Source organism: Streptomyces sp. CB02980 (assembly GCF_014451325.2).
GTDB lineage: Bacteria > Actinomycetota > Actinomycetes > Streptomycetales > Streptomycetaceae > Streptomyces.
Genome location: NZ_JACSCH020000033.1, coordinates 1 through 26782, shown reverse-complemented (window position 1 = coordinate 26782; position 26782 = coordinate 1). Strand labels below are relative to the sequence as shown.

Genomic DNA, 26782 nt, shown 5'->3' with positions numbered 1-26782 from the left:
GGCCGAGCTGACCCCGGTACAGGCCGAGCTGACCCCGGTACAGGCCGAGCTGACCCCGGTACAGGCCGAGCTGACCCCGGTACAGGCCGAGCTGACCCCGGTACAGGCCGAGCTGACCCCGGTACAGGCCGGCCGGCCCGTGGCCGTGGTTCGCCCGCCCGTACTTCCCGGCCTCGCCCCTAGTCCAGGACCCCCAGGTCCTGGCGGGCCGACGGGACCTCGACCGTGCCCCGGTCGTCCACGAAGGTCTGGACCGTGAACATCGGGGTGCCGTCCAGCGGCACCGCCAGCGTCCTCGCCGCGTACACCTTGCCGCCCGAGACCGGTTCGACGGTCAGCGCGTAGGAGCCCTTGAGGCCCGCGGGGACCAGGTCGGTCAGGGCCGTCGTCGTGCCCGCCTTGACCGTGACCGTCTTCGTCACGGGCGTCCCGCCGCCGGAACCCGCCGAGGCGGTGACCTTCACCTGAGCCGCCGCGCCGACGGCGGTCAGGGCCAGCGTCGTCCCCTTGGCCCGGTTGTCGGCGATCGTCGCACGGGCGGAGATCGCCCCGGTCGCCGGTACGAAGGCGACCTCGGTGTCGTCGCCCTTGCCGCGGACCACCCGGAGGGCGGCCACGACCGGGGTGGCCTTCTTCGGGTCGCTCGGGCTGAGCATCAGCGAGCCCACCTCGCCACGGGTGAGGTCCGGCAGGTCGATGGCGGCCGTCATCCCCGACTTCACGTGCAGGGAACGGGCGCTCGCCGGCACGATCGTGCCGCTCTGGGTGACCAGCTGGATCTTCAGGTCGGCGTCGTCCTCGCCCGGGACGAACGCCACCAGGCGTACGGAGGTGGCGTCGGCCGGGATGCCGGGGAGCACGGCGGTGCTCGCCGGGTCGGCCGAGGCCGCGAGCCAGTCGCTGCCGAGCTTCTCGTCGGCGGAGCCGATGGCCGCGCCGACCCGGCCGCTGCGGGTGGTGACGTGGACGGTGACGGACTGCTGCGCGGCCTCGCCCGTGAGGGTGGAGAGCAGGACGGGGACCGTGGAGCGGGCGGGGACCGGGATGCCCTCGGTGAACTGGGACTTGAGGACGCCCTCGGGGCCGTACAGCTCGATGTCGGCGACGGCGGCCGTGTCGTCCGGGTTGGTGAGGTGGACGTAGTCCTGGCGTTCCTTGGCGGTGGAGGCCGCGGGGAACCAGAAGTCGGTGTCGGGGGCGCCGCAGCTGAGGCCGAGGAGGCCGCGGGCGCCGCCGGCCGGGACGACGGTGGTCTGCTGGACGGTCCAGCCGGGGGCGAGGGTGCCGGTCGCCGCACCGGTGAGGGCGGGTGCGGCGGGGCCGTTCGCCTCGGCGGTGACGGGCTTGCCGGGGGCGGTGACGGTGGCCGGGGCCTTCGGCTTCTTGCCGCCCTTGGTGGCGCCGCCGGAGGTCGTCGTGCTCGCGGCGGGCCGCAGCTGGGCGGTGGCGGTGGCGGGCTTGTCGGCCGTACCGGAGCCGCCCGTGCCTCCCGAGCCGCCCTTCGCCGGGTCCGTACCGCCGCCGCTGAGCGGGGTGTACGAGGTGTAGAGGGTCTCGGCCAGCTCGGAGGTACTGGGCAATGGGCAGGCCAGGCCCGCGCGTTCGACCGGCAGTCGGGTGGGCGCCTTGGCACGGGGGGCGGCGGCGCCGTCCGGGGTGGTGAGGGACGCGAAGCCGGTGACGGCGGCGAGCGCCGTGGCGCCCGCGATCAGGGAGAGGGTCGTGCGCTTCACTGGTTGCTGCTCCCGTCGGGACGCTGCTCGGTCTCGTGGCCCTGGGGGTGCCCGTAGCCGTAGTCGTACGGGTCGTACTGCTGCGGGTCGTACTGCTGCTGTTGCTGCTCGTAGCCCTGCCCGCCGTACTGCCCCTGCTGGGGGTCGTACTGCTGCGGGTCGTAGCCCTGGTCGGCGTACGGCTGCTGCGGGTCGTACTGCTGCGGCTGCTGTTCGTAGCCCTGCTGGGGGTACGCGTACGGCTGCTGCTGGTACGGGTCGGCCGCGTACTCCTGGTAGTAGCCCTGCTCGGCGTACGCCTGGGGCTGGGGCTGCTCCTGGTGGCCGCCCTGCGGCTGTTCCTGGGCCTGTGCGTAGGCGGGGTCGTAGCCGCCGTCCCACTCCTGGGGCTCCTGGGTCTGCTGCTCCGGGATCCCGGTGGTCTCCGGCGCCGGGTCCTGGCCGCCGGTCTCGGCGGCCTCGCCCTCCGCCTCGGCCTCCGCGGCGGCGCGCAGGCGGCGGGCACGGCGGCCGTCGCCCTCGGTCGCCTGGGCGGGGATCGCGAGCTCCTCCTCGGGCAGGTCGTCGTCGATCTCGCGGCGCCGGCCGGGCAGGGCGAGGACGAGGAGGACGACGGCGAGGCCGACCTGGGCCCAGATCCACGCGGTGCGGGTGAGGGGCTGGTCGTACGTGAGGTCGAGGCGGCCGGCCTGGGCGGGGAGTTCGAAGCCCTGGGCCCAGCCGTCGACGGTGGTGCGGGTCAGCTCCTTGCCGTCGAGGGTGGCGGTCCAGCCCTCGTCGGCACGGTCGGCGAGGCGCAGGACGCGGCCGGCGGGGCCGGCCGGGATCTCGGTGTGCGCCTCGACGGGGCCGGCGGCGACGGCGACCGGGGCGGTCGGTGCCTTGGCGGAGTCCGCGGTCGCCTGCGTAGCGCCTTCGGCGGTCTTCGCCGCCGGCGGGACGATCATGACGCGGGCGATCTCGCGGTCCACGCGCCAGAGCGCGCTGCCGTCGAGCTGGCTGAGGCGGCTGAGTCCGGGGGTGGAGTCGAGGACGCGGCTCATCTGGCGCGGTGCCCCGTCCCGTACCAGGACGTAGCGGATGGCGTAGCCGCTGAGCTGCTCGGTCTGGTCGGCGCCGGAGCCGGCGACCAGGTGGGCGACGACGTCGTCGAGACGCGGGTCGTTCTCGGCGGCCGCGTTGAGTTCGGCGTCGCCGAGGCGGACGCCGGAGCCGCGGACCAGGGTGTACGTGACCTCGCCGGGCGAGGTGCCGCCGAGGACGAGGGTGCGGGGCTGGTCACGGGTGCCGGACTCCTCGGCGACGAACGCCGGGACCTGGACCGGGTCGCGCCGGGTCAGCGGACCGTCGGCGCCGGCGATCATCCAGCCTGCGGCGGCGACGGCGGGGCCGAGGACGCAGGCGAGGGCGATGAGGGCGGCGACGGGCTGGCGCCAGCCGAAGCCGTGGGCGGCGACGCGGGTGCGGCCGCCCTCGGCGCCGATCATGCCGGCGGCGATGAGTGCGGCGCCGTAGACGAGGGTGGCGGGTCCGGCCCAGCCGGTGCCGCCCGCGCCGTTGGACAGGGCGGCGAAGAGGAGGCCGGCGAGGCCGGCGGCCCAGGCGGCGCGGACGGCGAGCTGCCGCTCCTCGCGCAGCAGCCCGGCCAGACCGGCGAGGACGAGGCCGGCCAGCAGGAGTCCGCCGGTGGTGCCGGGGCCGCCGGGGCTCGTGCCGAGCAGGTCGAGCGCGGTGGCCGTGCCCGTCCGGATGTCGAGGCCGGCCTCGCGCAGGAACGCGGCCGGGTCGGTGAGCAGCGTCAGCGACCAGGGGGCGAGGACGAGGAGCGGGGTGCCGACGGCGGCCAGGAAGCGCAGCCCGTACGCGGTGATGTCGGAGCGGCGGACGACGAGCACGCCGAGGCCGAGGAGGACGGCGAGCGGCCAGACGACCGGGGTGAACGCGGTGGCGAAGGTCAGCAGGAAGGTGTACGCCCAGGTGGCGCGCCAGCTGCCACGGTCCGGCCGGTTGAAGCCGTGGGCGGCGACGGCGGCGCGGGCCATCAGTGGCAGCAGGATCGCGAGGACCGCGGTGCCGAGCCGGCCGGTGGCGAGGGCCCCGGTGGCGGCGGGCAGGAAGGCGTACGCGATGGCGCCCCACGCACGCAGGAGCCGGGACTCGACGATGCCGCGGGCGGCGAAGTACGCGGTGAAGCCGGCGAGGGGGACCGAGCAGACGAGCAGCACGGTCAGCGCGGTGGAGGTGGAGCCGAGGAAGAGCGCGGAGAGCGCGGCCAGGACGGCGAGGTACGGCGGGGCGGTCTGGGTGCCGCCGGTGCCGAGGGCGTGCCAGCCGTCGGCGTAGCGCGACCAGAGTGCGGAGACGGTGTCGGGCGCGGGCAGCAGGGCGCCGCCGGCCAGCGAGCCGCCGGCGAAGAGGTTGCGGGAGGCGACCAGGGAGATGAGGAGCAGGAGGGCGAAGAGGACCGGGCCCGGCTTGCGGGCGATCTTCTTGAGCCGGGCGAACTGCTCGATCTCCAGGTAGTCGGCGTCGTCGCCGCCGGGTCCGGACTCGACGCCGTGGCGGGAGCCGCCGGAATCGGCCTCGGAGCCGCCGAAGTTGGCGGTGAACTGCTCGACGGCGGCGCGGACGGTGGCGCCGGGCGGCGGGAACAGCGGGCGGAGTTCGTTCGCCGGGACGACGGGGTTCTTGCGGCGCCTGCGGGCGGCGAGGATCTTCTCGGGGCGCAGCAGGGTGGCGAGGAGGCCCATGACCTCGTCGACGGCCTGCCCGGGGACCTTGCCGACGAGATAGGCGAGGGTGCGGAGCAGGGTGCTGACGATCAGCCGGACGAAGACGTACGGGAGGGCGGCGCCGCGGCTGTTGGCGAGGAGGGTGTAGACGGCGCCGGCCTTGTCGACGCGGTGCGGGTTGGCGGCGGTGCGCCCGGCACAGTCGACGGTGCGGCGCTCGCGGGCGGAGGCCTCGGCGTGCCGGAGGACGGCGTCGGGGGCGATCAGGACGCGGTGTCCGGCGGAGTGGGCGCGCCAGCACAGGTCGACGTCGTCGCGCATGAGGGGCAGGCGGCGGTCGAAGCCGCCGAGCTCCTCGAAGACGTCGCGGCGGACGAGCATGCCGGCGGTGGAGACGGAGAGGACGGAGCGGACCTGGTCGTGCTGGCCCTGGTCCTGCTCGCGGCGGTCGAGTCCGGTCCAGCGGCGGCCGCTGTGGGCGATGGAGACGCCGGTCTCAAGGAGTTGCTTCCGGTCGTACCAGCCGCGCAGCTTGGGGCCGATGACGGCGGCGTCCGCGTCGGAGTCGGCGACGCGCAGGAGTTCGGCGAGGGCGCCGGGCTCGGGGGCGCAGTCGTCGTGGAGCAGCCAGAGCCACTGGACCGGTTCGCCGTGCGGGAGGTCGGGGAGGTCGTACGCCTCGTCGTTCCAGCTCCGGCTGACCGGGTCCCAGCCGCTGGGGCGCTTCAGATAGGGGAGGTCCTCGGGTCCGAGCACGGGCGCGGTGCGGGCGGCCTCCTCGACGGCGGCACCGAAGCCGGTGCGGCGGGCGAGATGGAGGACGCGGTCGGCGCCGATGCCGTCGGCGAGGAGCTGCGCCGAGTCGTCGGCGCTGCCGGTGTCGGCGGCGACCACGTTCTGCACGGGGCGTTCCTGGGCGAGCAGCCCGGCGAGGGCGTCCGGCAGCCAGCGGGCGCCGTCGTGGGTGACGAGCACGGCGGTGACGACGTGTCGCGGAAACTCAGGAGTTGAGGACATCGAGCTACGGGCCCTCCGGCCGGGGTCGCCCGCGGGGGGCGTGGGAAGCGTCTCGGACGGAGGCCCACACTAACGGCTGCACGCGGAGCGGTCCGCCGCCGCTGTGGACAGAGCGGGAGGAAGGGTTTCTCGCGATGCGTGCGGAGTTTCCCGCGGTACACGCGGAGCGGCGCGGCTCCTGACGGCGGGCCGTCCGCGTCCTGGCGGCGTGCCGTCCGCCTCCTGACACGCGGAACGGTCCGCCTCCTGGGGATGAACCACAGGTGGCGGACCGTTCTCGGTGGACCGCGTGTTCTCGGTGTGCGCACCCCGGCGCGCGGCGCCCTGGAGGCTTCGCGCGGGCCCGGGAGGCTTCGCGTGGCCCGGAAGGCTTCGCGCGGGCCCGGATGGCTTCGCGGGGCCCGGGAGGCTTCGCGCGGTTCGGGCGGCGGCTCAGACCGCGGCCTTCTTCAGGCGGCGTCGCTCGCGCTCGGAGAGACCGCCCCAGATGCCGAACCGCTCGTCGTTCTGCAGGGCGTATTCGAGGCATTCGGAGCGGACCTCGCAGGCGAGGCAGACCTTCTTGGCCTCTCGGGTCGAGCCGCCCTTCTCGGGGAAGAAGGACTCGGGATCGGTCTGGGCGCACAGCGCGCGCTCCTGCCAGCCGAGTTCTTCGTCCGCGTCCTCGACCAGCAGTTCCTGGAACAACTCGGTCATGTGCGCCCCTCGTCTGTTCTGTGCGTCCCCGTGGTGTTGCCGTTGCGAACCCGGCCGAACGACACGAGTGAAATTACAAGTTCGTGCTCTGCGCGAGTCAAGCCGAGATCTGCTATTGGGCCTCGTATTCACTCTGCGGAACCAAGCGTATGCGGAAAGTGTTCAAATCACCAAAAACCGCGACACATGCCACCGGCCTGGGTGCACCGTGCGCGACCCTTCACAAGGGAGGACGTCCGAGACTTGGATCTTGTTGCGATCCAGCCATGGAAGCGATCCGGATCACAGTCCGATCACGGACCGGCCGGGATCCGCGTGGTGACCGAGCGTGGTCGATCACGCGGGCGCCGCCATGTTTACGGGCACGGTTGAAGCGCCATCTCTCCTGGTCCGCGGCTGAACAAACCTTTCTCCGCGCACTGTAACCGGATGAGGTGAAACATTACCCCCAAATCGGGCATTGGGTTGACAGTCGGGTGCCGTTCCGGCCACCTTTGGTGGCATGCCAGCGACCGCAGCGCTCTCCGCGACCCACAGCCGTGGGTTCCGCAGCGCTGTCCAGGCGCGCTGTTGCTGTTGCTGTCCCAGCTGTTGATGCCGTAGAGCTCCAGCTTCTCCCCCAGCGTCACCCTGCGTCACTCGCGTCACCTCTTCTCCGTGACCCCCACCGCTTCTGTTTCTGCTGAGGAACCACCCCACCCATGAACATGGACAGCGACCTTCAGATCGCCGGCGACATCCTCGAGGTCCCGCACCTCCTCCAGCCCGAGCGCGCCCACCCCCAGACGGTGGCCGAGTTCGCCGGCCTGGCCCGCTCGATCGCCGACGACCGCGCCCAGTGGGCCCCGTACGTCGAGTACGACGCCACGACCCGCTGGTACCACCGGCTGCGCACCGGCCCCGGCTACGAGGTGTGGCTGCTCTCCTGGGTGCCCGGTCAGGGCAGCGGGCTCCACGACCACGGCGTCTCCTCCGGCGTACTGACCGTCCTGGAGGGCGAACTGACGGAGCGCACGGAGCGGGGCACGCGGGCGCTCGCGCCGGGCTCGGAGCGGGTGTTCGCGCCGGGATACGTCCACGAGGTCGTCAACGACTCCCTCGAACCGGCCGTCAGCCTGCACGTCTACTTCCCCGGCCTCACCGAGATGCCGATGCACGAATCGCTCCGGGCGCAGTGCGCTCCCGTCGCCGCCCCTCTCGCCCCGGGCGCCGTCGTCGCCTGACAGGCCGGCCCGTCTCCCGACCACCCCGCATGCGATCAGCCTTCGGCTGACAGACTGTTCGCATGCGCATTGTGGTTCTGGCCGGCGGTATCGGTGGTGCCCGTTTCCTTCGCGGCCTCAAGCAGGCCGCGCCGGACGCGGAGATCACGGTCGTCGGCAACACCGGTGACGACATCCATCTCTTCGGGCTGAAGGTCTGCCCCGACCTGGACACGGTGATGTACACCCTCGGCGGTGGCATCAACGAGGAACAGGGCTGGGGACGTACGGACGAGTCCTTCACCGTCAAGGAGGAACTCGCGGCGTACGGCGTCGGACCCGAGTGGTTCGGCCTCGGCGACCGGGACTTCGCGACCCATATCGTCCGTACCCAGATGCTCGGCGCGGGCTACCCGCTGAGCGCCGTCACCGAGGCGCTCTGCGCCCGCTGGCAGCCGGGCGTACGCCTCCTCCCCATGTCCGACGACCGCGTCGAGACGCATGTGGCGATCGAGGTCGACGGCGAGCAGCGCGCGGTGCACTTCCAGGAGTACTGGGTGAAGCTGCGCGCCTCCGTCGACGCGAAGGCGATCGTGCCGGTCGGCGCGGAGGCCGCGAAGCCCGCGCCGGGCGTCCTGGAAGCCATCGCCGAGGCGGACGTCATCCTCTTCCCGCCGTCCAACCCCGTGGTGAGCGTCGGGACCATCCTGGCCGTGCCCGGGATCCGTGAGGCGATCGTCGCGGCCGGGGCGCCCGTCGTGGGCCTCTCCCCCATCGTCGGTGACGCGCCCGTGCGCGGGATGGCCGACAAGGTGCTCGCGGCGGTCGGCGTGGAGTCGACGGCGTCGGCGGTCGCCAGGAACTACGGTTCCGAGCTCCTCGGCGGCTGGCTCGTCGACACCGTCGACGCGGGCGCGGTGGCGGACGTCGAGGCGGCGGGCATCCGCTGCCGGGCGGTCCCGCTGATGATGACCGATGTCGACGCGACGGCGGCGATGGCACGGGAGGCGTTGGCGCTCGCGGAGGAGCTGCGGTGACTGATGTGACTGCTGGGTCTGTGGGCTCTGTGGGCTCTGTGGGCTCTGTGGGGACCATCGAGGCGGGAGTGCCGCAGGAGGCTCCCTCGTACCGGGTCTGGGCGCTGCCCGGGCTGCCGGAGGTGACGGCCGGGGACGACCTGGCCAAGCTGATCGCCTCCGTCTCGCCGGAACTCGTCGACGGGGACGTCCTCCTCGTCACCTCCAAGATCGTGAGCAAGGCCGAGGGGCGGGTGATCGCCGCCGACGACCGCGAGGAGGCCATCGACGCCGAGACGGTACGGGTGGTGGCGCGGCGCGGCACCCTGCGGATCGTCGAGAACCGGCAGGGGCTCGTCATGGCCGCCGCCGGGGTCGATGCGTCCAACACCCCTGCCGGAACCGTCCTGTTGCTGCCCGAGGACTCCGACGCCTCGGCGCGGCGCATCCGTTCGGGGCTCCGCGAGGCGCTCGGCGTCGACGTGGGCGTCGTCGTCACGGACACCTTCGGGCGGCCCTGGCGCGGCGGGCTCACCGACGTGGCGATCGGCGCGGCCGGAGTGCGGGTCCTCGACGATCTGCGCGGCGGGACCGACGCGTTCGGCAACCCGCTGAGCGCGACGGTGGTCGCCACGGCGGACGAACTCGCCGCCGCGGGCGACCTGGTGAAGGGCAAGGCGGCGGGTCTGCCGGTCGCCGTCGTCCGGGGCCTTCCGCACGTGGTGGCCGGGGACGAGGAGCCGGGGGCGCGGGCGCTGGTGCGCGACGCCGCCGACGACATGTTCCGGCTGGGCACGTCGGAGGCCGTACGGGAGGCGGTGACGCTGCGGCGGACCGTACGCGAGTTCACCGACGACCCGGTCGACCCGGGGGCGGTACGGCGCGCGGTCGCTGCGGCCCTGACGGCGCCGGCCCCGCACCACACGACGCCGTGGCGGTTCGTGCTCCTGGAGTCGGCGGCGTCGCGGGTACGGCTGCTCGACGCGATGCGGGACGCGTGGATCGCGGACCTGCGGCGGGACGGCCGGTCCGAGGAGTCCATCGCGAAGCGGGTCCGGCGCGGGGACGTCCTGCGCAACGCCCCGTACCTGGCGGTGCCCTGCCTCGTCATGGACGGCTCCCACCACTACGGCGACCCGCGCCGGGACGCGGCCGAGCGCGAGATGTTCGTGGTGGCGGCGGGCGCGGGCGTCCAGAACTTCCTGGTGGCGCTGGCCGGTGAGCGGCTGGGCTCGGCGTGGGTGTCCTCGACGATGTTCTGCCGGGACGTCGTACGGGAGGTCCTCGACCTGCCGGCCGACTGGGACCCGCTGGGCGCGGTGGCCATCGGACGTCCGGCGGGGGAACCGCGGGAGCGGGGGGCGCGGGTGGCTTCGGAGTTCGTCGCGGTGAGGTAGGTTCCGGGGGCTCCGCGGGGTGGTGGGACTGCCGGGCCGTGAGGCTGCCGGGTGGTGACCTGCGGGGCGGTAGGCCAGTCGGGCCGTGAGGCTGCCGGCTGGTGGGCCTGCCGGGCTACGGGCCTGGCGGGCCGTGAGGCTGCCGGGTGGTGACCTGCGGGGCGGTAGGCCAGTCGGGCCGTGAGGCTGCCGGCTGGTGGGCCTGCCGGGCTACGGGCCTGGGGGGCCGTGAGCCTGCCGGATGGTGGGCCTGCCCAGGCCGGGAGCCTGCCCGGCCGTGTGGCTAGAGCGCGGTGATGTCTCCCGGAGTCATGCGGGGGGCCCGGCGGGGTGGGACCCGACCGCTGAGGAGGATCAGGCGGGCCGCTCGGTGGCGTTGGCCCGCGTACGGGGCCAGGAGGTCGAGCATCGCCTCGTCGTCGGCCGTCCGGTCGCCCGCCAGGGCCCAGCCGACGATGCCGGGCAGGTGGAAGTCGCCGGTGCTGACCTCGTCCGGGGCGCCGTTGCTCCGCTGGATCGTCTCCGCGCTCGTCCACGGGCCGATGCCCGGGACCAGTTCCAGCCGCCTGCGGGCCGCCGGCGGCTCCATGAGGACGGCCTCCTCCAGACGCGCCGCGACCCTGGCCGCGCGGACGATCGTCGCCGAGCGCTTGCCGTCGACGTTCGCGCGGTGCCACTCCCACGACGGGATCTGCGTCCACGTCCGTGCGTCCGGCATCACGTACATGCCCTCGGGGGCCGGGCCCGGAGCGGGCTCGCCGTACTTCCGCACGAGCTGCCGCCAGGCCCCGTACGCCTCCGTCGTGGTGACCTTCTGCTCCAGGATCGTCGGGATCAGCGACTCCAGGACCAGGCCCGTGCGGGTCAGCCGGAGGCCGGGGCGGCGGCGGTGGGACGCCAGGACCAGCTTGTGGCGGGGGACGAAGGCGGCGGGGTCGTCCTCGGCGCCGAGCAGCGCGGGGGCGTTGTCCAGGAGCCAGGTCGCTCCCGGGCCCCAGGCCTCGGCCTCGGCCGCGCCGTCCGGGATCGCCACCCGGATCGTGCCGGGGCCGTCGGGGGTGCGGCTCGCCCGCCAGACGGAGCCGTCGGGTGTCACGCGGAAGGTGGGGTCGGCGGGGCCGCGGCGGAGGGGGCCGAGGGTGAGGCCGAGGTCCAGGGGGGCGTCGGGGGGCGTGGGTACGGGAGTGTGGCCGCCGCGGACTGCTGTGCGGGTGGTGGGGGTGGTGGGTCTGAAGCGGCCGGCCATGGGTACGAGCGTAGCCCGGTGCGGGTTCGGCCGGGCCTGGTGCCGTGCGTGCGGGCTTCGCGCTCGAAAGCCGGAGGGCGTCCACCGCGGCTGCCGAGCCGTTTGCGGTTCGCTGCCTGGTCGGCGGGCTGGGAATCACCGCCCGGATCCCACGACCTCGCAGGTGACACCACGAGACCGCCCAAGCGCATGATGGTCCGGCCCCTCTTCCAGTTCCAGATGCCGTCGACCGCCCGCTTTCGCCATCTGTTGTGGACGCCCTTCGCGGAGGACGCGAAGGGCGGTCAGAGGCGTTTGTAGGCCGTGAAGGGCTTGAAGGTGGGTGTCGGTTCAGGGGTGGAGGGGTGCCCGGGGGGCGGTGGGGGTTACTGGTCTGAGGAGAAGCGGACCGTGCCGGCCGGGAGGGTGGCGTTGCACCAGATTCTTATGCCGTCGCGGAGTTCGTTGTCGGGGCCCACCTGCGCGCCGTCGCCGATCACCGCGCCCGTCAGGACCGTGCGCGCGCCGATGCGGGCGCCCGCGCCGATCAGGGAGTCGGTGACCACCGCGCCCGGTTCGACGACCGCGCCGGCCAGCAGCGTGGAGCCCGATATGCGGGCGCCCTCGCCGACGACCGCGTCCGCGCCGACGACCGTGCCGCCGGTCAGCTTGGCGTCCGGGGCGACGCGGGCCGACGGGAGGACCAGGCGGTCGCCGCAGCGGCCCGGGACGGCCGGGGAGGGCGCGCGGCCCAGGACCAGGTCGGCGGAGCCGCGGACGAAGGCCTGCGGGGTGCCGAGGTCCAGCCAGTAGGTGGAGTCGACCATGCCCTGGAGGTGGGCTCCGGAGGAGAGGAGCTCCGGGAAGGTCTCGCGCTCGACCGAGACGGGTCGGCCTGCGGGGATCCTGTCGATGACCGAGCGCCGGAACACGTACGCGCCGGCGTTGATCTGGTCGGTGACGATCTCCTCGGGCGTCTGCGGCTTCTCCAGGAAGGCCGTGACGCGGCCGGTGGCGTCCGTGGGGACCAGGCCGAAGGCGCGCGGGTCCTCGACCCGGGTGAGATGCAGCGAGACGTCCGCGCCGGAGGAGGAGTGGGTGGCGACGAGGGCCTGGATGTCGAGGCCCGTGAGGATGTCCCCGTTGAAGATCAGGACCGGGTCGTCGGGGCCCGAGTGCAGTCGCGAGGCGACGTTGCGTATCGCGCCGCCGGTGCCGAGCGGCTCCTCCTCGGTGACGTACTCCAGGCTCAGGCCGAGCGCCGAGCCGTCACCGAAGTGCGGCTCGAAGACCTCGGCGAGGTAGGAGGTGGCGAGCACGATGTGCTCGACGCCGGCGGCGCGGGCGCGGGCCAGCTGGTGCGTCAGGAAGGGGACGCCGGCCGCCGGAACCATGGGCTTGGGCGTGTTGACCGTGAGCGGTCGCAGCCGTGTTCCCTTGCCACCGACCAGGAGGATCGCTTCTGTCACCTTGTCGTCTCTGCTTCCTGTTTCGGGGCCTGTCAGCTCGCCCGTCTCGGTCGTCCGTGCGATATGACCGGTCAGTTTAGGCAGATGCTTGCCCCGATGGCCCCATCAGCTCCTTCCCTGGTACTTCGCGGAGCTCGTGCGGGCCGTTCCGAGCTTGCCGTACAGCTGTGCTCCAGGGCACTCCGTCGCGAATCCGTCGCGGTGTCCCGCGATGGCGTTGAGCTTGACCGTGCTGCCCTTCTTGTACAGGTTTCCACCGCCGGAGACGAGGTACGCCGAGCCCTTCGGGTTCACCCCGTGGAGCCCGAGTTTCCAGGCCGTCAGACGGGCGACGGCGGTCACGACGGCGGCCGGCGGGGTGCTCTTGGTGAAGGTGCCGAGGACGGCGATGCCCATGCTGTTGGTGTTGAACCCGAGGGTGTGCGCGCCGAGGACCGGCTTGGCCACTCCCCCGGCCCGGCCTTCGTAGATGTTTCCGCACTTGTCGACGGCGAAGTTGTAGCCGAAGTCTCGCCATCCACTGCTCTGGACGTGGTAGCGGTAGATACTGCGCAGAACGGAGGGCGCCTGGGCGCAGGTGTAGTTGTTGCCGGTGGCGCTGTGGTGCACGAAGGCGGCCTTGATGGTCTTGGTGTAGACGAAGCCCTTCTCACGGATGCGCTCGTCGGCGCCCCAGCCCGCACGGGTGATGATCTTGGGGCGGGGGCCGATGTACGGCTTCGCTGCGGCCATCTGGTCGGGGGCCTGGGCCTCGACGGGGGACTCTGCCTCGGCGAGAGCCTCGTCCGGGGCCGACTGGCCCTCGTCCGGGGCCGACTGGGCGGCCGGCGGGGCCATCGCCTGCGGCACCCTCGGTGCGTACGGAAGCGTGAGCTCCGTGGCCTCCTTCGACAGGGCCGGGATCCAGGCCGCGCCGAACGGGGCGAGCTGGGTGTTCACACCGCTCACCGCCGCCTGCGCCGCGCTCAGGCCGGCCAGGGTCAGCGAGGCCGCCGTCGTGCGCGACCACGAGGCCGCCGTCACCGTCGTGGCCGTCGTGGCCGTCGTGGCCGCGGTCACGGGGGCCGCCGCCGTCGTCGGGTCCTGGCCAGGGTCCTGAGCCGGGGCCTCGCCCGGGGCCTCGCCCGGGTCGACCAGTTCCAGCCGCAGGCCTTCGGGGAGCGGCTCGTCCCCCCGTACCCGGATCTCGACGCCGTCCGAGTCCCCCACCCACAGCGGGGCCGTGGAGCCCTTGAGCGTCCGCCCGTGGCCCTCCGCGGTGTCCGGGTCGGCGCCGTGTTCCTCGTTGTGGGTCTCCACGTCCTGCCACTCCGACCAGGCGCCGCCGCCGGTGGCCCGGGTGCGGACCTGCACGACGCCGTGCAGGGCGGCCGCCGGGTCGTCCCACACGACGCCGACGAGCGAGAAGGGCCTGACGTCGCGTCGGGTGAGTCCCTGGACGTCGGCGTCGTCCGTCCCGCCGCCGAGCGACCGGTCGCTGTCGTCCAGTGGCTCCAGTGGCAGGGACTGCGTGGCGCCGGGCAGTTCGGGCGCGGGTGGCTGCGCGGTGGCCGCCGGTGGCAGCCCCAGCGCCGATGGCACCGCGGCCGCCGCGGGTGCGGCGAGAGAGACCGGCAGGGCGAGGACCGTCGCGCAGGTCACGGCGATCGAGGAGACGAGTGAGCAACGCATGGGCCGATCGTGCGTAGCCCGGGGCCGTTCCGCGCGTCGGGAACCCGCCGGGAAACCGACGCCCCGTCGGGCCGACCGGTGGACGGCGTCACCGGTACGGCGGACCCCGGCGGGGCGGCGCGCGTACGCTGTCCGGCGTGAACGCCAGCGACCGCACCCCCGCCGACCTGCTGCGATCCGCGCTCGCCGCGGACCCCGCCCGCCCCTTGGTCACCTTCTACGACGACGCCACCGGTGAGCGGGTGGAATTGTCCGTCGCCACCTTCGCCAATTGGGTGGCCAAGACGGCGAATCTGCTCCAGGGCGAGCTGTCCGCCGAGCCCGGCGACCGGCTCGCGCTGCTGCTGCCCGCGCACTGGCAGACGGCCGTGTGGCTGCTCGCCTGCTCGTCCGTCGGCGTGACCGCGGAGGTGGGCGGCGACCCGGCCGACGCGGACCTGGTGGTCGCGGGCCCGGACACGCTCGAGGCGGGTCTCGCGTGTTCCGGGGAGCGGATCGCGCTCTCCCTCGCCCCGCTGGGCCGCCGCTTCCCTGCCGTCCCCGCCGGGTACGCGGACTACGCGGTGGAGGTGCCGAGCCAGGGCGACCGGTTCGCCCCGTTCGTGCCGGTCGATCCGGCTGCTCCCGCGCTCGTCGTCGACGGTGCGGAACGCAGTGGCGCGCAGCTCGTCGAGCAGGCCCGCGCGGACGCGGAGGCCCTCGGCCTCGCCCCCGGCGCCCGGCTGCTCTCCGGGCTCGGCTACGGAGACTGGAAGGGCCTCTCGACGGGCCTGTACGCCCCGCTCGCGGCGGGCGGCTCCGTGGTGCTCTGCCGGAACCTGGACCAGCTGTCGTCCGAGTCCCTGGCCAAGCGCGTGGAGAGCGAGCGGGTCACGGTCACCGAGGCCTGACCGCGACCACTGAACACACCTCACCCCCCTCCCAACCCGCAGCCGCCCGCCCACCCCGACTGAGCGCCCTGTCAGACCCGTCCGGCATCAGCCCCGACCGACCCGGGCGCCGGTTGGCCACTACGGCCCCCGTTCGGCGTAACGCCGCGCCGAGTCCACGCGTCACCGCGCCCCGTCCGGTACATGATCGGCCGGGGGGAGTCGACTCCTTCCGCACAACCATGCGTGGGGTTCGGCCGTCTCCTTCTACGACCGGCGGCCGCCCGGCGCGCCGCCGACGCCATGAAGGACGGACTCAGACGTGACGGACCGTGCTGGTACGCCCGCCGAACCGGATCCCCCGGCACCGGAGGGGACCGCGACGGAGGGCACGGCTCCCGGGGCTCCGGAGGAGCCGCGCCGCCGACGCCACTGGCTGCGGTGGACGGCACTCGGCGTCTCGCTCGTGGTGCTGGCCGCGGCCGGGGTCGGCTGGTGGTTCTACCGCAAGCTCGACGGCAACATCACCACGGACACCACCGCCGCCGCCGAGCTCCGGAGGTACGAGAAGGAGCGCCCGCCGGCGGTCGTCTCGGCCGCCCGGAACATCCTGGTCATCGGCTCGGACACCCGGTCGGGCGAGGGGAACCGGAAGTACGGCAAGGACGAGGGCACCCAGCGCTCGGACACGACGATCCTGCTGCACCTGTCGGCGGGGAAGAAGAGCGCGACGGCCGTCTCGCTCCCCCGCGACCTGATGGTGACGATCCCGAGCTGCCGCAAGACGGACGGTACGCGGACCCGTGAGCAGTTCGCGCAGTTCAACTGGGCCTTCGAGTTCGGCGGTACGGCGTGCACGATCCGTACCGTCGAGAAGCTGACCGGGATCCGGGTGGACCACCACATGGTGATCGACTTCCGGGGCTTCAAGAAGATGGTGGACGCCGTCGACGGCGTGGAGGTCTGCCTCAAGGAGCCGGTGAACGACCCGGCCGCGAAGCTGAAGCTGCCCGCGGGGCGCCAGACGCTCCACGGGGAGCAGGCCCTCGGCTTCGTACGGGCCCGGAAGTCGATCGGCAACGGCAGCGACACCGAGCGCATGGACCGCCAGCAGCAGTTCCTCGGCGCCCTGGTCAGCAAGGTGCAGAGCGACGGGGTCCTGCTGAACCCGACCAAGCTGTATCCGGTCCTGGATGCGGCCACCAAGGCGATCACGACCGACCAGGGGCTCGACTCGCTGCGGGACCTGTACGACCTGGCGCGTTCGATGCGGGCCATCCCGACCGAGAAGGTGCTGTTCCTCACGGTCCCCCGACGCCCTTACGCGTACAACGCGAACCGGGACGAACTGGTGCAGCCGGCGGCGAGTCAACTCTTCAAGCAGCTACGGGAGGACCGGGCCGTCGTGGTGACCCCGGGCGACGAGAAGAAGGACGGGACGGGAACGCGCGGGAGCGGGGCGGACGGCAAGCCCGACGACGCGGACAGCCCGGCCCCCTCCGTGACTCCGACCTTCACGGGGCGCAGCGCCGCGGAAGGAGTGTGCTCCTAGCGCGGCCACCGGAGGGGGCCGCGGGGGCGGTGAGTAAAGGGCGCACCAAGGGGAGGGTGGGGAGGGATGAGGTTTGAGCAAATTGCCCGGTTGTAAGGTGCGTGGAATTTGTCACGCGCGTCGCCCCACGCTGAACTGGGCGGATAGTGTGACGCGATCCGGTGCACCCCGACCGCGTGGTCGCACTCACCAAGGATCGAACGACCGAGAGAGCGGCGCCCAGTGGGGGAGGCGCCTCGCGTGGCACCGACGGAGGACTCGAGTAACCGTGGACGCGCACAGCCGTGGACGGGCGGACGAGATCGACCCCGCCGACCAGTGGGTGCTCAACCCGCAGACGGGCAACTACGAACTGCGACTGGACCACTCCGCTGGGCAGTCGCAGCCGCAGACGCCGTCCGGGGCCCGTAGATCCACCGTTCCCGCTCCCGCGTCGCGCGACACCTCCGCCGACCCGTCCGTCGAGGCACCCGTGCCCGGCCAGCGCCGCCGGCGGGTCTCCGAGCCCGAAGGCGGCCGGGGCAAGGAGTCGCCCGCGAGCCGCCGCAAGCGCAAGCAGGGCGCGTCCCGCAAGAAGAAGGTCCTGCTGTGGACCGGTGGCACGATGGCGTTCGTCCTCGTCGGCGGCGCGACCGGCGCGTACCTGCTCTACAACAAGCTCGACGGGAACATCGACGTCGTCGACCCCGTGGGCCCCCAGAGCCAGGGCTTCCGCAAGGGCGAGGCCTTCAACGTCCTGATCATCGGCACCGACAAGCGGACCGGCGAGGGCAACTCGGGCTACGGCGACAACAACAGCCCCGGCCACGCGGACACCACGATCCTCTTCCACGTCTCCAAGGACCGGACGAACGCCACGGCGCTCTCCATCCCGCGCGACCTGATGACGACGATCCCCGAGTGCCAGACGCGGCAGCCCGACGGCCAGATCCTCACGATCCCCGGCCAGCAGCAGGCCCGCTTCAACGTGAGCCTCGGCCAGGACGGCCGCGACCCCGGCTGCACCATGCGTACGGTCAAGGAGCTGACCGGTCTGACCGTCGACCACTTCATGATGGTCGACTTCAACGCCGTCAAGGAGCTGACCTCGGCCGTCGGCGGCGTGAAGGTCTGCGTCGAGAAGGCCGTCGACGACCCCAAGTCGCACCTCAAGCTGCCGGCCGGCGAGTCGGTCATCGAGGGCGAGAAGGCGCTCGCCTTCGTCCGTACCCGCTCCAGCTTCGGCAACAAGAGCGACCTGGACCGGATCAAGGTCCAGCAGCAGTTCCTCGGCTCGATGATCCGGCAGATGAAGTCGAACGAGACGCTCACCAGCCCGACGAAGCTGTACGACCTCGCCGAGGCGGCGACGGACGCGCTCACCGTCGACAAGGGCATAGGGTCCCTCTCCAAGCTCCAGGACCTGGCCAAGGAGCTCTCCGGGATCGACACGAAGAACATCGCGTTCGCGACCCTCCCGGTCGTCGACAACCCGGACGAGCCCAAGCCGATCACCGTGGTGCCGCACCCGACGCAGGCACCGCAGCTCTTCGCCGCGATGCAGGCCGACACCTCGCTCACCGAGGTGAAGAAGAAGCAGCAGGACGCCAAGAACGCCCAGGCGCAGGCCCAGGCGAAGCTCCTCCAGGGTGCGCGTGCCGAGGCCGTCGACGTACGCGTCGACGTCTTCAACGGCAGCGGCATCCAGGGCGCGGCCCAGTCGACCATCAACTGGCTGCAGAACGAAGAAGGCGTCACCCGCTCCACCAACAAGAGCAACGCCCCCGAGAAGGCGGCGAAGACGACGCTCACCTATGCACCGAACCAGGCCGATCAGGCCCGCAAGCTCGCGGACATGATGGGTCTGGCCGCCACGGCTCTCAAGCCGGGCACGCAGGACGCCGCGGAACGCGAGCCCATGACGCTCGTCCTCGGCGCCGACTTCAAGGGCGCGGGGGTGCCCATCAACGGTCCGGTGAAGGCGCCGGACGTCGAGAAGGTACAAGCTGACAAGCAGGTGTGCGCCAAGTAGTCCGGAAACAACGGAACTTGGCGCGCTCCTGACTGACGAGGGGACCTGGGGTGGGACAGAACAGCGTGCGTGGGGAGGGAACGCGCGGACGCGTTCCGCGCGCCCGTGAAATGGGCTGGGACGACGAGCTGTACGACGCCGGTGCGGCCACCGGCGCCGGGCCGGCCGACGCTCCCGAGGAGACGGACACAGAGTCCGTCTCCGACACGACGACCCGCGCCGAGCGCCGGCGCGGCACCGGGAGCGGCAGTGGCGGCGGCGCCGACGGACGGTCGAGCCACCGTCGCGGCGGCTCGCGCCGGCGCGCCAAGAAGGCCGGCAAGCGCAAGGTGCTGCGCTGGGTCGCGATCACGCTCGCGGTGCTGATACTCGGCACGGCCGGCGCCGGATACCTGTACTACGAGCATCTCAACGGCAACATCCGCGGCGGCTCGCGCGCGGGCGGCGAGAGCGGCGTCAAGAAGGCCGCGCCGAACGCCCTCGGCGACACCCCGCTCAACATCCTCCTGATCGGCTCCGACAGCCGGGCCGACGCCAAGAACGTGGCGCTCGGCGGCGGCAAGAACCTCCGCCAGTCGGCTCCGCTCGCGGACGTGCAGATGCTGCTGCACGTCTCGGCCGACCGGCAGAACGCCTCCATCGTCTCCATCCCGCGCGACACCATCGTGCCCATCCCGAAGTGCACGGGCAAGGACGGCACCACCTTCCAGGCGACGACGACCTCTCCCATCAACGAGACGCTGGGACGCGGGGGTCCCGGCTGCACGCTGACGACCTGGGAGAGCCTCACCGGGGTCTACATCGACCACTGGATGATGATCGACTTCGCGGGTGTGGTGGCGATGGCCGACGAGGTCGGCGGCGTCCCCGTCTGTGTGAAGACCGGGGTCTGGGACAAGCCGACCCGGCTGGTGAAGGGCGGCTCGGGTCTGCAGCTGCCCGAGGGCACCCACGAGATCCAGGGCAAGCAGGCCCTCCAGTGGCTCCGTACCCGGCACGCCTTCGGCAACGACCAGGGCCGGGCCAAGGCCCAGCACATGTACCTCAACGGCATGGTCGAGAAGCTCCAGAAGCAGAACGCCTGGAGCGACACCGGTCAGCTGATGGGGCTGGCCGAGACGGCCACCCAGGCGCTCCAGGTCTCCGACGAGCTGAAGTCGGTGAAGAAGCTCTTCGACCTGTCGATGCAGCTCAAGAACGTGAAGATGAACCGTCTCACGACGGCGACGGTCCCCACGGTCGATTGGCCCCAGGACAAGAACAAGCTCGAAATGGTCAAGTCGTCCGCCGACAAGATGTGGGCGATGCTCCGCGACGACATCGCCTTCGACAAGAACGGCAAGCCGGCCACGGCCAAGCCGAAGCCGAGCGCGTCGGCGAAGCCGAAGACGGCCGCCGAGGACCCGGGCTCCTTCCCCGTCACCGTCGCCAACGGCACCGCCGGGACCGACGAGGCGCCCGTCGAGGGCCGCGCGAAGGCGATCACCGCGGCGCTCACGGAGAAGGGCTTCACGCAGGCCGGTTCCTCCCAGGAGCCGCAGCCCCGCGAGGACACGGTCGTCCTCTACCCGAAGGACGCCGGCGACCAGGGCAGGGCGAACGCGGTGTCCGTGGCGAAGGCCCTCGGGCTGCCGGAGGCCAAGGTCAGGGCCGACGCCACGGCGGAGGGCATCACGCTGATCGTCGGGGCGGACTGGCGCGAGGGCACCGCCTACAAGAAGCCGGCGGCAGAGGCGGGCGACCTGCCCGAGGGCGCCGACGACAAGGCGACCTGCATGGACATCTACTCGGTCTACAAGTGGGACGGGAAGAGCTGACCTTCCCCTGTACGCGTGACCCTGTACGGCTGACGGCCGGGACCCGTGAGGGACCCGGCCGTCAGCCGTTGCGGGGGAAGCCGTTGCGGGGGAAGCCCGTTGCGAGGGCGGCCGCGCGGCGGAGGGGTCCGTCAGACCGTCTCGGGCTCGCCGGCCAGGACCGCCGGGCGGCGGCTCGCGATGACCTTCCTCGCCAGCGAGCGCGGGCTCGTCAGGAAGCCGTACCCCCAGGACATGTGCATCGTCGCCAGCGCCACCGGGATCTGGAGGCGGGCCTTGAGCGACAGGCCCCTGCCCGCGGGGAGCGAGCCGGCCGTGATCGCCGCGAGGTAGCCGGCCGGGACCACGAAGCCGAGCGGGGTGAGGACGGCGCCCACGACCAGGCCCGCGGCGATGGCGCACACGGCGGTCGGCGGGGCCAGGTACCGCAGGTTGATCGAGCCCTGGTGGTAGCGGGCGACGACGTGGCGCCAGCGGCCGTAGTCCTTGTACTGCTTGGCGAGCGCGCGGACGCTGGGCCGCGGGCGGTACTGGACGCGCAGCTCCGGCGAGAACCAGATCAGGCCGCCGGCCTCGCGGATGCGGAAGTTCAGCTCCCAGTCCTGGGCGCGGATGAACTCCACGTTGTAGCCGCCCTGCTGCTCCAGCGCCTCGCGCCGGAACACACCCAGGTAGACGGTCTCGGCGGGGCCCGCCTCGCCGCCCGTGTGGAAGGCGGCGTTGCCCACGCCGATCTTCGAGGTCATCGCGGCGGCGACCGCGTCCTCCCAGGCGTTCTCGCCCTCGGCGTGCATGACACCGCCGACGTTCTGCGCGCCGGTCTCCTCCAGCAGCCGGACGGCCGTGGCGATGTAGTCCGGGGAGAGCATGCCGTGACCGTCCACCCGCACCACGATCGGGTGACGCGAGGCCTCGATCGCCGCGTTGAGCGCGGCGGGCGTACGGCCCGTGGGGTTCGGGACGGTCGTGACGCGGGCACGGGGATCGGACGCGGTCTCGGCCACGAGTTCGGCGGCGATCTCGTCGGTGCGGTCCGTGGACGGCCCGAGCGCGATCACCACCTCCATCTCGCCGTCGTACTCCTGCTCCAGGATGTGACGAACCGAGGTGCGCAGATACCGCTCCTCGTTGAGGACCGGCATGATCACGGAGACGGGGGGCAGCATGGTTCCTCGGGGGTTCGGGGGTCACTCCCCGGAAGACGGCGGATCTGCCCGCCACGTTACCGCGAACGGGGGACAGCGGGCGTGCCGCCCGGGTGGTGCTGCCTTGCGCTGATCGTATGGGCCTACCGTGCTCACGGTTCCCTTAGTCACACCCGCGGAGGTGTCCGTCCGTGCCCACACCGCCCCGCACGCCCCGTCCCCGGCCCGCCGCCCGTTCCGCGCCGGTCCGCCGGCGGCGGAGGCGCCCCCGGTGGGGGATGCGGATGGCGACGGCGCTCTCCGTGACGGTGCTCGCGGCGGGCGGGATCGGGCATGCGCTGGTCACCGGCCTCGACACCGGGATCACCCGGGTCGACCCCTTCAAGGACATGAAGAACCGGCCGCAGGCCGGGCACGGGATGAACGTCCTCGTCGTCGGCACCGACGGCCGGGACCGGATCACCCCCGAGGAGAAGGCGAAGTACCGGCTCGGCGGCGCGCCCTGCCGCTGCACCGACACGGTGATGCTCGTCCACATCTCGGAGGACCGGGAGCGGGCGAGCGTGGTGAGCCTGCCCCGTGACTCGTACGCCGAGATGCCCGAGCACACCGATCTCACCAGCGGCAGGAGGCACCACGCGCATCCGGTGAAGCTGAACGCGGCGTACGCGGAGGGCGGGCCCTCGCTGACGGTGCGGACCGTCGAGTCGATGACCGGCGTCAAGATCGACCACTATCTGGAGGTCGACTTCACCAGCTTCATGCGGACGGTGGACGCGGTCGGCGGGGTGCAGATCTGTACGACCCGGCCGGTCAAGGACTCCTACACCGGGCTCGACCTGCCGGCCGGCACCCACGAGCTGGACGGCGGGCAGGCGCTGCAGTACGTGCGCTCCCGGCACATCGACGGGGCCGCGGACATCGGGCGGATGCAGCGGCAGCAGCGGTTCCTGGCGGCTCTGGTCGAGCGGATCACGAGTGGCGGGGTGCTCTTCAACCCGGTGCGGTTCCGTGAGGTCGCGACGACGATGCTGAGCTCCGTCCGGGCCGACGAGGACTTCGGTACGGATCAGCTGCTCGCCCTCTCCAAGGCGATGCGGGGGTTCACACCGGCGTCGTCGGAGTTCGTGTCCGTGCCGATCGGGGACATGAGCTTTCCCGTGAAGGGGATCGGGTCGACGGTGAAGTGGGACGCGGCGAAGGCGCAGAGGCTGTTCCAGGCGCTGCGGGAGGACCGGCCCCTGGCCGCCTCGAATGCGGGTTCCTCGTCCTCGGCTAAGGCGCCGAGGGCCGTGGTCGTGGATGTGGCACCGCGGACCGTGCGGGTGCAGGTCTACAACGGGACCCGGACGGACGGGCTCGGCCGGAAGGTCGACGACGCGCTGCGCGGGACCGGCTTCGACACCACCCGGACGCCGAAGACCGGGACCGGGAAGGAGCGGGCGCGGACCCTCGTGGAGTACGACCCCCGCTGGGACCGCTCGGCGAAGTCCCTCGCGGCGGCGCTGCCGGGGGCGGAGCTGCGGGCCGTGAAGGGGCGGGGCGGCACGCTGCGCGTGACGGTGGGGGCCGACTACAAGGGGGTGACGGCGGTTCGGAGCGAGGAGACGGCACGGGGCGGTCCGTTCGAAGCGGTGACGGGTGACCGGGTGGTGTGCCCGTGACCGCGGAGGCTGTAGCGGCGGACGCCGGGCGGTCGGCGTCGGCGGCCGTGCTGATCGTGACCTGTGTCTCGACCCTGATCGTCAACGCCAACACGTCGGCGGTGAGCATCCTGCTGCCGGCGATCAGCGCGGACACCGGGATGTCGCTGGACACCCTGCAGTGGGCCGTCACCGGGTACTCCCTGGTGGGCGCGGCGGTGATCGTCACCTCGGGGGCCCTCGGCGACGTGTTCGGACGCCGGCTGGTGTTCCTGTGCGGGCTGGCGCTGTTCATCGCCTCGTGCGTGCTCATCGCGCTGTCCGGCGGCGGCGTGGGCGTGATCGTGGGCCGGGCGATCCAGGGGGCGTCGGGGGCGACGATCCTGGCGTGCGGGATGAGCCTGCTGTCCGTGTCCACGTCCGGTGCCGGGCAGGTGCGGGCGGTGACGCTGTGGGGCGGCGCGTCGGCGGTGGGGGCCGCGGCGGGGCCGCTGGTCGGCGGTGTGCTGGTGGACGGTACGGGCTGGCAGGGGCTGTTCTGGATCGACGCGGCGATCGCGCTCGCCTGTGTTCCGATCACCCTGAAGGGCGTCGCCGAATCCCGTGATCCCGAGCGCAGCCGCTCGATCGACTTCGCGGGGACCGTGCTGATCGCCGCCGTGCTCGCCCCGGCGCTGCTCGCGCTGAGCGAGGGGTCGGACTGGGGCTGGACCTCGGCCGGGGTGCTCGGCTGCTTCGCGGTGGCCCTGGCGTCGGCCGTGGGGTTCGTCGCGGTGGAGCGCCGGGTCGAGGCGCCGCTGGTGGACCTCCGGCTGCTGCGCGACCGGGTGCTGATCGGGGCGACGGTCGCGATCCTGCTGAGCGCGGGCGTCATCAACGGGCTGATGTATCTGGTCAGCCTCTACTTCCAGAACCCCGCCACGCTCGGGCTGAGCCCGTTCGAGGCCGGCCTGGCCACGCTGCCCGCGACGGTGGGTCTGATCGCGGTCACGCCCCTCGTGCCCCGGGCGGTCCAGCACCTGGGGATCGGCCCCGTGATCGCGCTGGGCTTCGCGGCGGCGACGGCCGGCTGTGCGCTGCTGGTGTTCGTGCAGGGCGACTGGCGGTACGCGGCGTTCGTCCTGCCGCTGGTGCTGCTGGCCGTCGGCCTGGGGCTGGTCAACGGACCGGCGAGTTCGGCGTCCACCTCGTCGGTGTCCGCCGATGCGGTCGGCGCCGCCTCCGGCATCTCGAACATGGCCCGGTACATCGGCGCGGCCGCGTTCACCGCGGCCGTCGCGACGGTCAACACGTCGGTGGGCGCGTCACGGACCGCGGACGGCGACACGGCGGCCGACGCGCTGGCGGCGGGCCTGTCCGGTGCGTGCCTGCTGCTCACGGTGGCGTCAGGCGCGGGCATGCTGCTGTCCGTCCTCGCGGTACGGGCCCGCCGCCGACGGGCCGGGCCCGGGGCCTACGGTGCGGCAGCGGCCTCGCACGCGCTGACCGTCCCCGTCGCTCCTCAGTCCTCGTAACCCTCGGCCGCCCGGCGTTCGCGGAGTTCCTTGATCGCCTGGCGGCGGGCCAGGCGGTGGGTGCGGCGGATCTGCGCCTCCTGGTTGCGGCGCTTGTCCTGCTCCGTCTCGGGGACGACCTGGGGGACCGGGCGCGGCTTGCCGTCCGCGTCGACGGCGGCGAAGACCAGGTACGCGGAGCCGACCTGGGTCGCGGGCGTGGACTCGTTCCAGCGCTCCGCGAGCACCCGTACGCCGACCTCCATCGACGACCGGCCGGTCCAGTTCACCTGGGCCTTCACATGCACCAGGTCACCGACTCGTACCGGCTCCAGGAAGGCCATCTCGTCCATCGAGGCGGTGACCGCCGGTCCGCCCGAGTGCCGGCCCGCGACGGCGCCCGCCGCGTCGTCCACCAGCTTCATGATCACGCCGCCGTGCACCGTACCGAGGAGGTTGGTGTCGTGGCTGGTCATGATGTGGCTGAGGGTGGTGCGGGAGGCCGAGGTGGGCTTGCCCGGAATATCGCCCTGATCTGTCATGCCCTCCACCATATGCCGGGTCCCACGGCCGTCGCCGTTCGGTCCCCTTTGCATCAGCTTGGCAACAGCACCGGCCCGATCCTCCACCCGGCCTGTCGCGCGTAAAGGCATGCCCGGCACACTGGTCCGCATGAATGACTGGCCCGAAGACGGCGGCTACGACCGTGGCAGCGCGAACTCCCAGCCCGAGGGACCTCGCCGGATGAGCCATGTGCAGCGTCCGCAGGTTCCGCAGCAGCCGCCTCGGCACGACCAGGGTTACAACCCGAACTTCACCCAGGCGCAGGGCTCGGGCTACGACTCCGGTTACAGCTCGGGCCAGGTCTACGGCGGCCCGCAGGCCGGCGGCCCGCAGGGCGGCGGGCGCGGCACCGTGCCGCCGCAGTACGCGCCGGGCCCCGGCTCCGGTGGTCCCGGGCGTCCCGCTCCGGACTGGCGCAAGCGCATCAAGGTCGGCTCGATCGTCCTGGTCGTCGCCGTCGCCGCCTGGGGCATCGGCACCTACGCCTGGGCCAGCTCGCAGATGCGCAACGAGGTCGACCTCTCCAAGGTCATCGAGCGTCCGGCCGAGGGCGACTGCACGACGTATCTGATCGTCGGCTCCGACAGCCGTGAGGGCATGTCCGCCGAGGAGAAGAAGAAGCTCCACACCGGTTCCGCCGAGGGCAAGCGGACCGACTCGATGATGATCCTCGCGGCCTGCTCCAGCGGGAACACGATGGTCTCGCTCCCCCGTGACTCCTGGGTGACGATCCCCAGCTTCGTCGGCTCCGAGTCGGGCAAGACGTACCCGGCGCGCGGCGGCTCCAAGCTGAACGCCGCGTACGCGATGGACGGCCCCGAGCTGCTCGTCCGTACCGTCGAGTTCAACACCGGTCTGCGCATCGACCACTACGCCGAGATCGGCTTCGCCGGCTTCGCGAACATCGTCGACGCGCTCGGCGGTGTCGAGCTGAACATCGACAAGGGCTTCAAGGACAAGAAGTCCGGCGCCGATTTCCAGGCCGGTACGCAGACCCTCAACGGCGAGCAGGCCCTGGCCTTCGTCCGGACCCGGTACGCCTTCGCCCAGTCGGACCTCCAGCGGACGAAGAACCAGCAGAAGTTCCTCTCCGCCCTGGCCAACCAGGCGGCGACGCCGGGCACCATCCTCAACCCGTTCGCGCTGTACCCGACGCTGGGCGCCGGTCTGGACACGCTGATCGTGGACAAGGACATGTCGCTGTACGACCTCGGCAAGATGTTCTTCGCCATGAAGGGCATCAACAGCGGCGACGGCAAGTCCATGAACATCCCGATCTCGGGCAAAGCACCGCAGAACTCCCTCAAGTGGGACATGCCCAAGGTGAAGCAGCTGGTGCAGCAGATCCAGAACGACGAGAAGGTCACCGTCGAGGCGGATCGCTGACCCGCTCGCGCATACGACGAAGGGCGCCCCTCCCCGGCCGGGTGGGGCGCCCTTCTCGTTCCTCCCCTACGGGAGGTTGCGGGCCATGACGATGCGCTGGACCTGGTTGGTGCCTTCGTAGATCTGGGTGATCTTGGCGTCGCG

At 72.5% G+C, this 26782-nt stretch carries 19 protein-coding genes; 10 read left to right on the top strand and 9 right to left on the bottom strand.

Annotated features, from left to right (window positions below; all coding sequences use genetic code 11):
• Positions 1 to 179: 179 nt before the first annotated feature.
• The 3 genes from E0F75_RS38705 to E0F75_RS38695 all read right to left on the bottom strand — a co-directional run bounded on the left by E0F75_RS38705 (position 180) and on the right by E0F75_RS38695 (position 6178).
• Positions 180 to 1733, bottom strand: coding sequence for a DUF5719 family protein (locus E0F75_RS38705; RefSeq protein ID WP_229315709.1), 1554 nt, complete (start codon positions 1731 to 1733; stop codon positions 180 to 182).
• Entirely contained in the window at positions 1730 to 5482 is a 3753-nt protein-coding gene (locus tag E0F75_RS38700) for a glycosyltransferase family 2 protein (protein ID WP_229315708.1), read from the bottom strand. The genes E0F75_RS38705 and E0F75_RS38700 overlap by 4 nt, the downstream gene beginning before the upstream one ends.
• 432 nt (positions 5483 to 5914) lie before the next feature.
• Positions 5915 to 6178: a WhiB family transcriptional regulator gene (locus E0F75_RS38695; protein ID WP_015033978.1), complete on the bottom strand. Its 264-nt coding sequence runs from the start codon at positions 6176 to 6178 to the stop codon at positions 5915 to 5917.
• 701 nt (positions 6179 to 6879) lie between these two features.
• On the opposite strand from E0F75_RS38695, the gene E0F75_RS38690 reads away from it, so the two are divergent.
• The 3 genes from E0F75_RS38690 to E0F75_RS38680 all read left to right on the top strand — a co-directional run bounded on the left by E0F75_RS38690 (position 6880) and on the right by E0F75_RS38680 (position 9793).
• Positions 6880 to 7401 carry a cysteine dioxygenase family protein gene (locus E0F75_RS38690; protein WP_229315707.1) on the top strand — a complete coding sequence of 174 codons (522 nt, stop codon included), beginning with the start codon at positions 6880 to 6882 and terminating at the stop codon, positions 7399 to 7401.
• Between the two features lie 62 nt (positions 7402 to 7463).
• Positions 7464 to 8417 carry a 2-phospho-L-lactate transferase gene (cofD, locus tag E0F75_RS38685; RefSeq protein WP_229315706.1) on the top strand — a complete coding sequence of 318 codons (954 nt, stop codon included), beginning with the start codon at positions 7464 to 7466 and terminating at the stop codon, positions 8415 to 8417.
• A gap of 47 nt (positions 8418 to 8464) precedes the next feature.
• Entirely contained in the window at positions 8465 to 9793 is a 1329-nt protein-coding gene (locus tag E0F75_RS38680) for a coenzyme F420-0:L-glutamate ligase (RefSeq protein WP_229315705.1), read from the top strand.
• 283 nt (positions 9794 to 10076) lie between these two features.
• On the opposite strand, the gene E0F75_RS38675 is transcribed toward E0F75_RS38680, so the two are convergent.
• From E0F75_RS38675 to E0F75_RS38665, 3 genes are all read right to left on the bottom strand, one after another.
• Positions 10077 to 11039, bottom strand: coding sequence for a DNA-3-methyladenine glycosylase (locus tag E0F75_RS38675; protein ID WP_229315704.1), 963 nt, complete (start codon positions 11037 to 11039; stop codon positions 10077 to 10079).
• A gap of 365 nt (positions 11040 to 11404) precedes the next feature.
• The gene (locus E0F75_RS38670) at positions 11405 to 12487 is read right to left on the bottom strand and encodes an NDP-sugar synthase (RefSeq protein ID WP_229315703.1); all 1083 of its coding nucleotides are present in this window, start codon (positions 12485 to 12487) and stop codon (positions 11405 to 11407) included.
• 105 nt (positions 12488 to 12592) lie between these two features.
• Positions 12593 to 14158, bottom strand: a complete 1566-nt coding sequence (locus tag E0F75_RS38665) for a peptidoglycan recognition protein (RefSeq protein ID WP_229315702.1) — start codon at positions 14156 to 14158, stop codon at positions 12593 to 12595.
• 137 nt (positions 14159 to 14295) lie between these two features.
• On the opposite strand from E0F75_RS38665, the gene E0F75_RS38660 reads away from it, so the two are divergent.
• The 4 genes from E0F75_RS38660 (at position 14296) to E0F75_RS38645 (ending at position 20407) form a co-directional block, all read left to right on the top strand.
• A complete protein-coding gene (locus E0F75_RS38660) occupies positions 14296 to 15048 on the top strand; it encodes a TIGR03089 family protein (protein ID WP_229315701.1) in 753 nt (250 codons plus the stop codon).
• A gap of 301 nt (positions 15049 to 15349) precedes the next feature.
• Entirely contained in the window at positions 15350 to 16579 is a 1230-nt protein-coding gene (locus tag E0F75_RS38655; protein WP_229315700.1) for an LCP family protein, read from the top strand.
• Positions 16580 to 16847: 268 nt separating this feature from the next.
• Positions 16848 to 18590, top strand: coding sequence for an LCP family protein (locus E0F75_RS38650; protein WP_229315699.1), 1743 nt, complete (start codon positions 16848 to 16850; stop codon positions 18588 to 18590).
• Positions 18591 to 18640: 50 nt separating this feature from the next.
• Positions 18641 to 20407, top strand: a complete 1767-nt coding sequence (locus E0F75_RS38645; protein ID WP_229315698.1) for an LCP family protein — start codon at positions 18641 to 18643, stop codon at positions 20405 to 20407.
• Positions 20408 to 20538: 131 nt separating this feature from the next.
• On the opposite strand, the gene E0F75_RS38640 is transcribed toward E0F75_RS38645, so the two are convergent.
• Positions 20539 to 21573: a glycosyltransferase family 2 protein gene (locus E0F75_RS38640; RefSeq protein ID WP_229315697.1), complete on the bottom strand. Its 1035-nt coding sequence runs from the start codon at positions 21571 to 21573 to the stop codon at positions 20539 to 20541.
• A 257-nt stretch (positions 21574 to 21830) separates the two neighbouring features.
• Between E0F75_RS38640 and E0F75_RS38635 the strand changes: the two genes are divergently transcribed.
• Together E0F75_RS38635 and E0F75_RS38630 are read left to right on the top strand one after the other, a co-directional pair.
• A complete protein-coding gene (locus E0F75_RS38635; RefSeq protein WP_229315695.1) occupies positions 21831 to 23216 on the top strand; it encodes an LCP family protein in 1386 nt (461 codons plus the stop codon).
• Positions 23213 to 24709 (top strand): MFS transporter, encoded by a 1497-nt coding sequence (locus tag E0F75_RS38630; protein ID WP_229315694.1) that lies wholly within the window; start codon positions 23213 to 23215, stop codon positions 24707 to 24709. The genes E0F75_RS38635 and E0F75_RS38630 overlap by 4 nt, the downstream gene beginning before the upstream one ends.
• On the opposite strand, the gene E0F75_RS38625 is transcribed toward E0F75_RS38630, so the two are convergent.
• Positions 24697 to 25230, bottom strand: a complete 534-nt coding sequence (locus E0F75_RS38625) for an acyl-CoA thioesterase (RefSeq protein ID WP_229315693.1) — start codon at positions 25228 to 25230, stop codon at positions 24697 to 24699. The genes E0F75_RS38630 and E0F75_RS38625 overlap by 13 nt on opposite strands.
• A gap of 130 nt (positions 25231 to 25360) precedes the next feature.
• Between E0F75_RS38625 and E0F75_RS38620 the strand changes: the two genes are divergently transcribed.
• Positions 25361 to 26638, top strand: coding sequence for an LCP family protein (locus E0F75_RS38620; RefSeq protein WP_229315692.1), 1278 nt, complete (start codon positions 25361 to 25363; stop codon positions 26636 to 26638).
• A gap of 66 nt (positions 26639 to 26704) precedes the next feature.
• Here the strand turns inward: E0F75_RS38620 and E0F75_RS38615 are convergent.
• On the bottom strand, positions 26705 to 26782 hold a 78-nt coding region (locus tag E0F75_RS38615; protein WP_189278101.1), incomplete at its 5' end, for an acyl-CoA dehydrogenase family protein.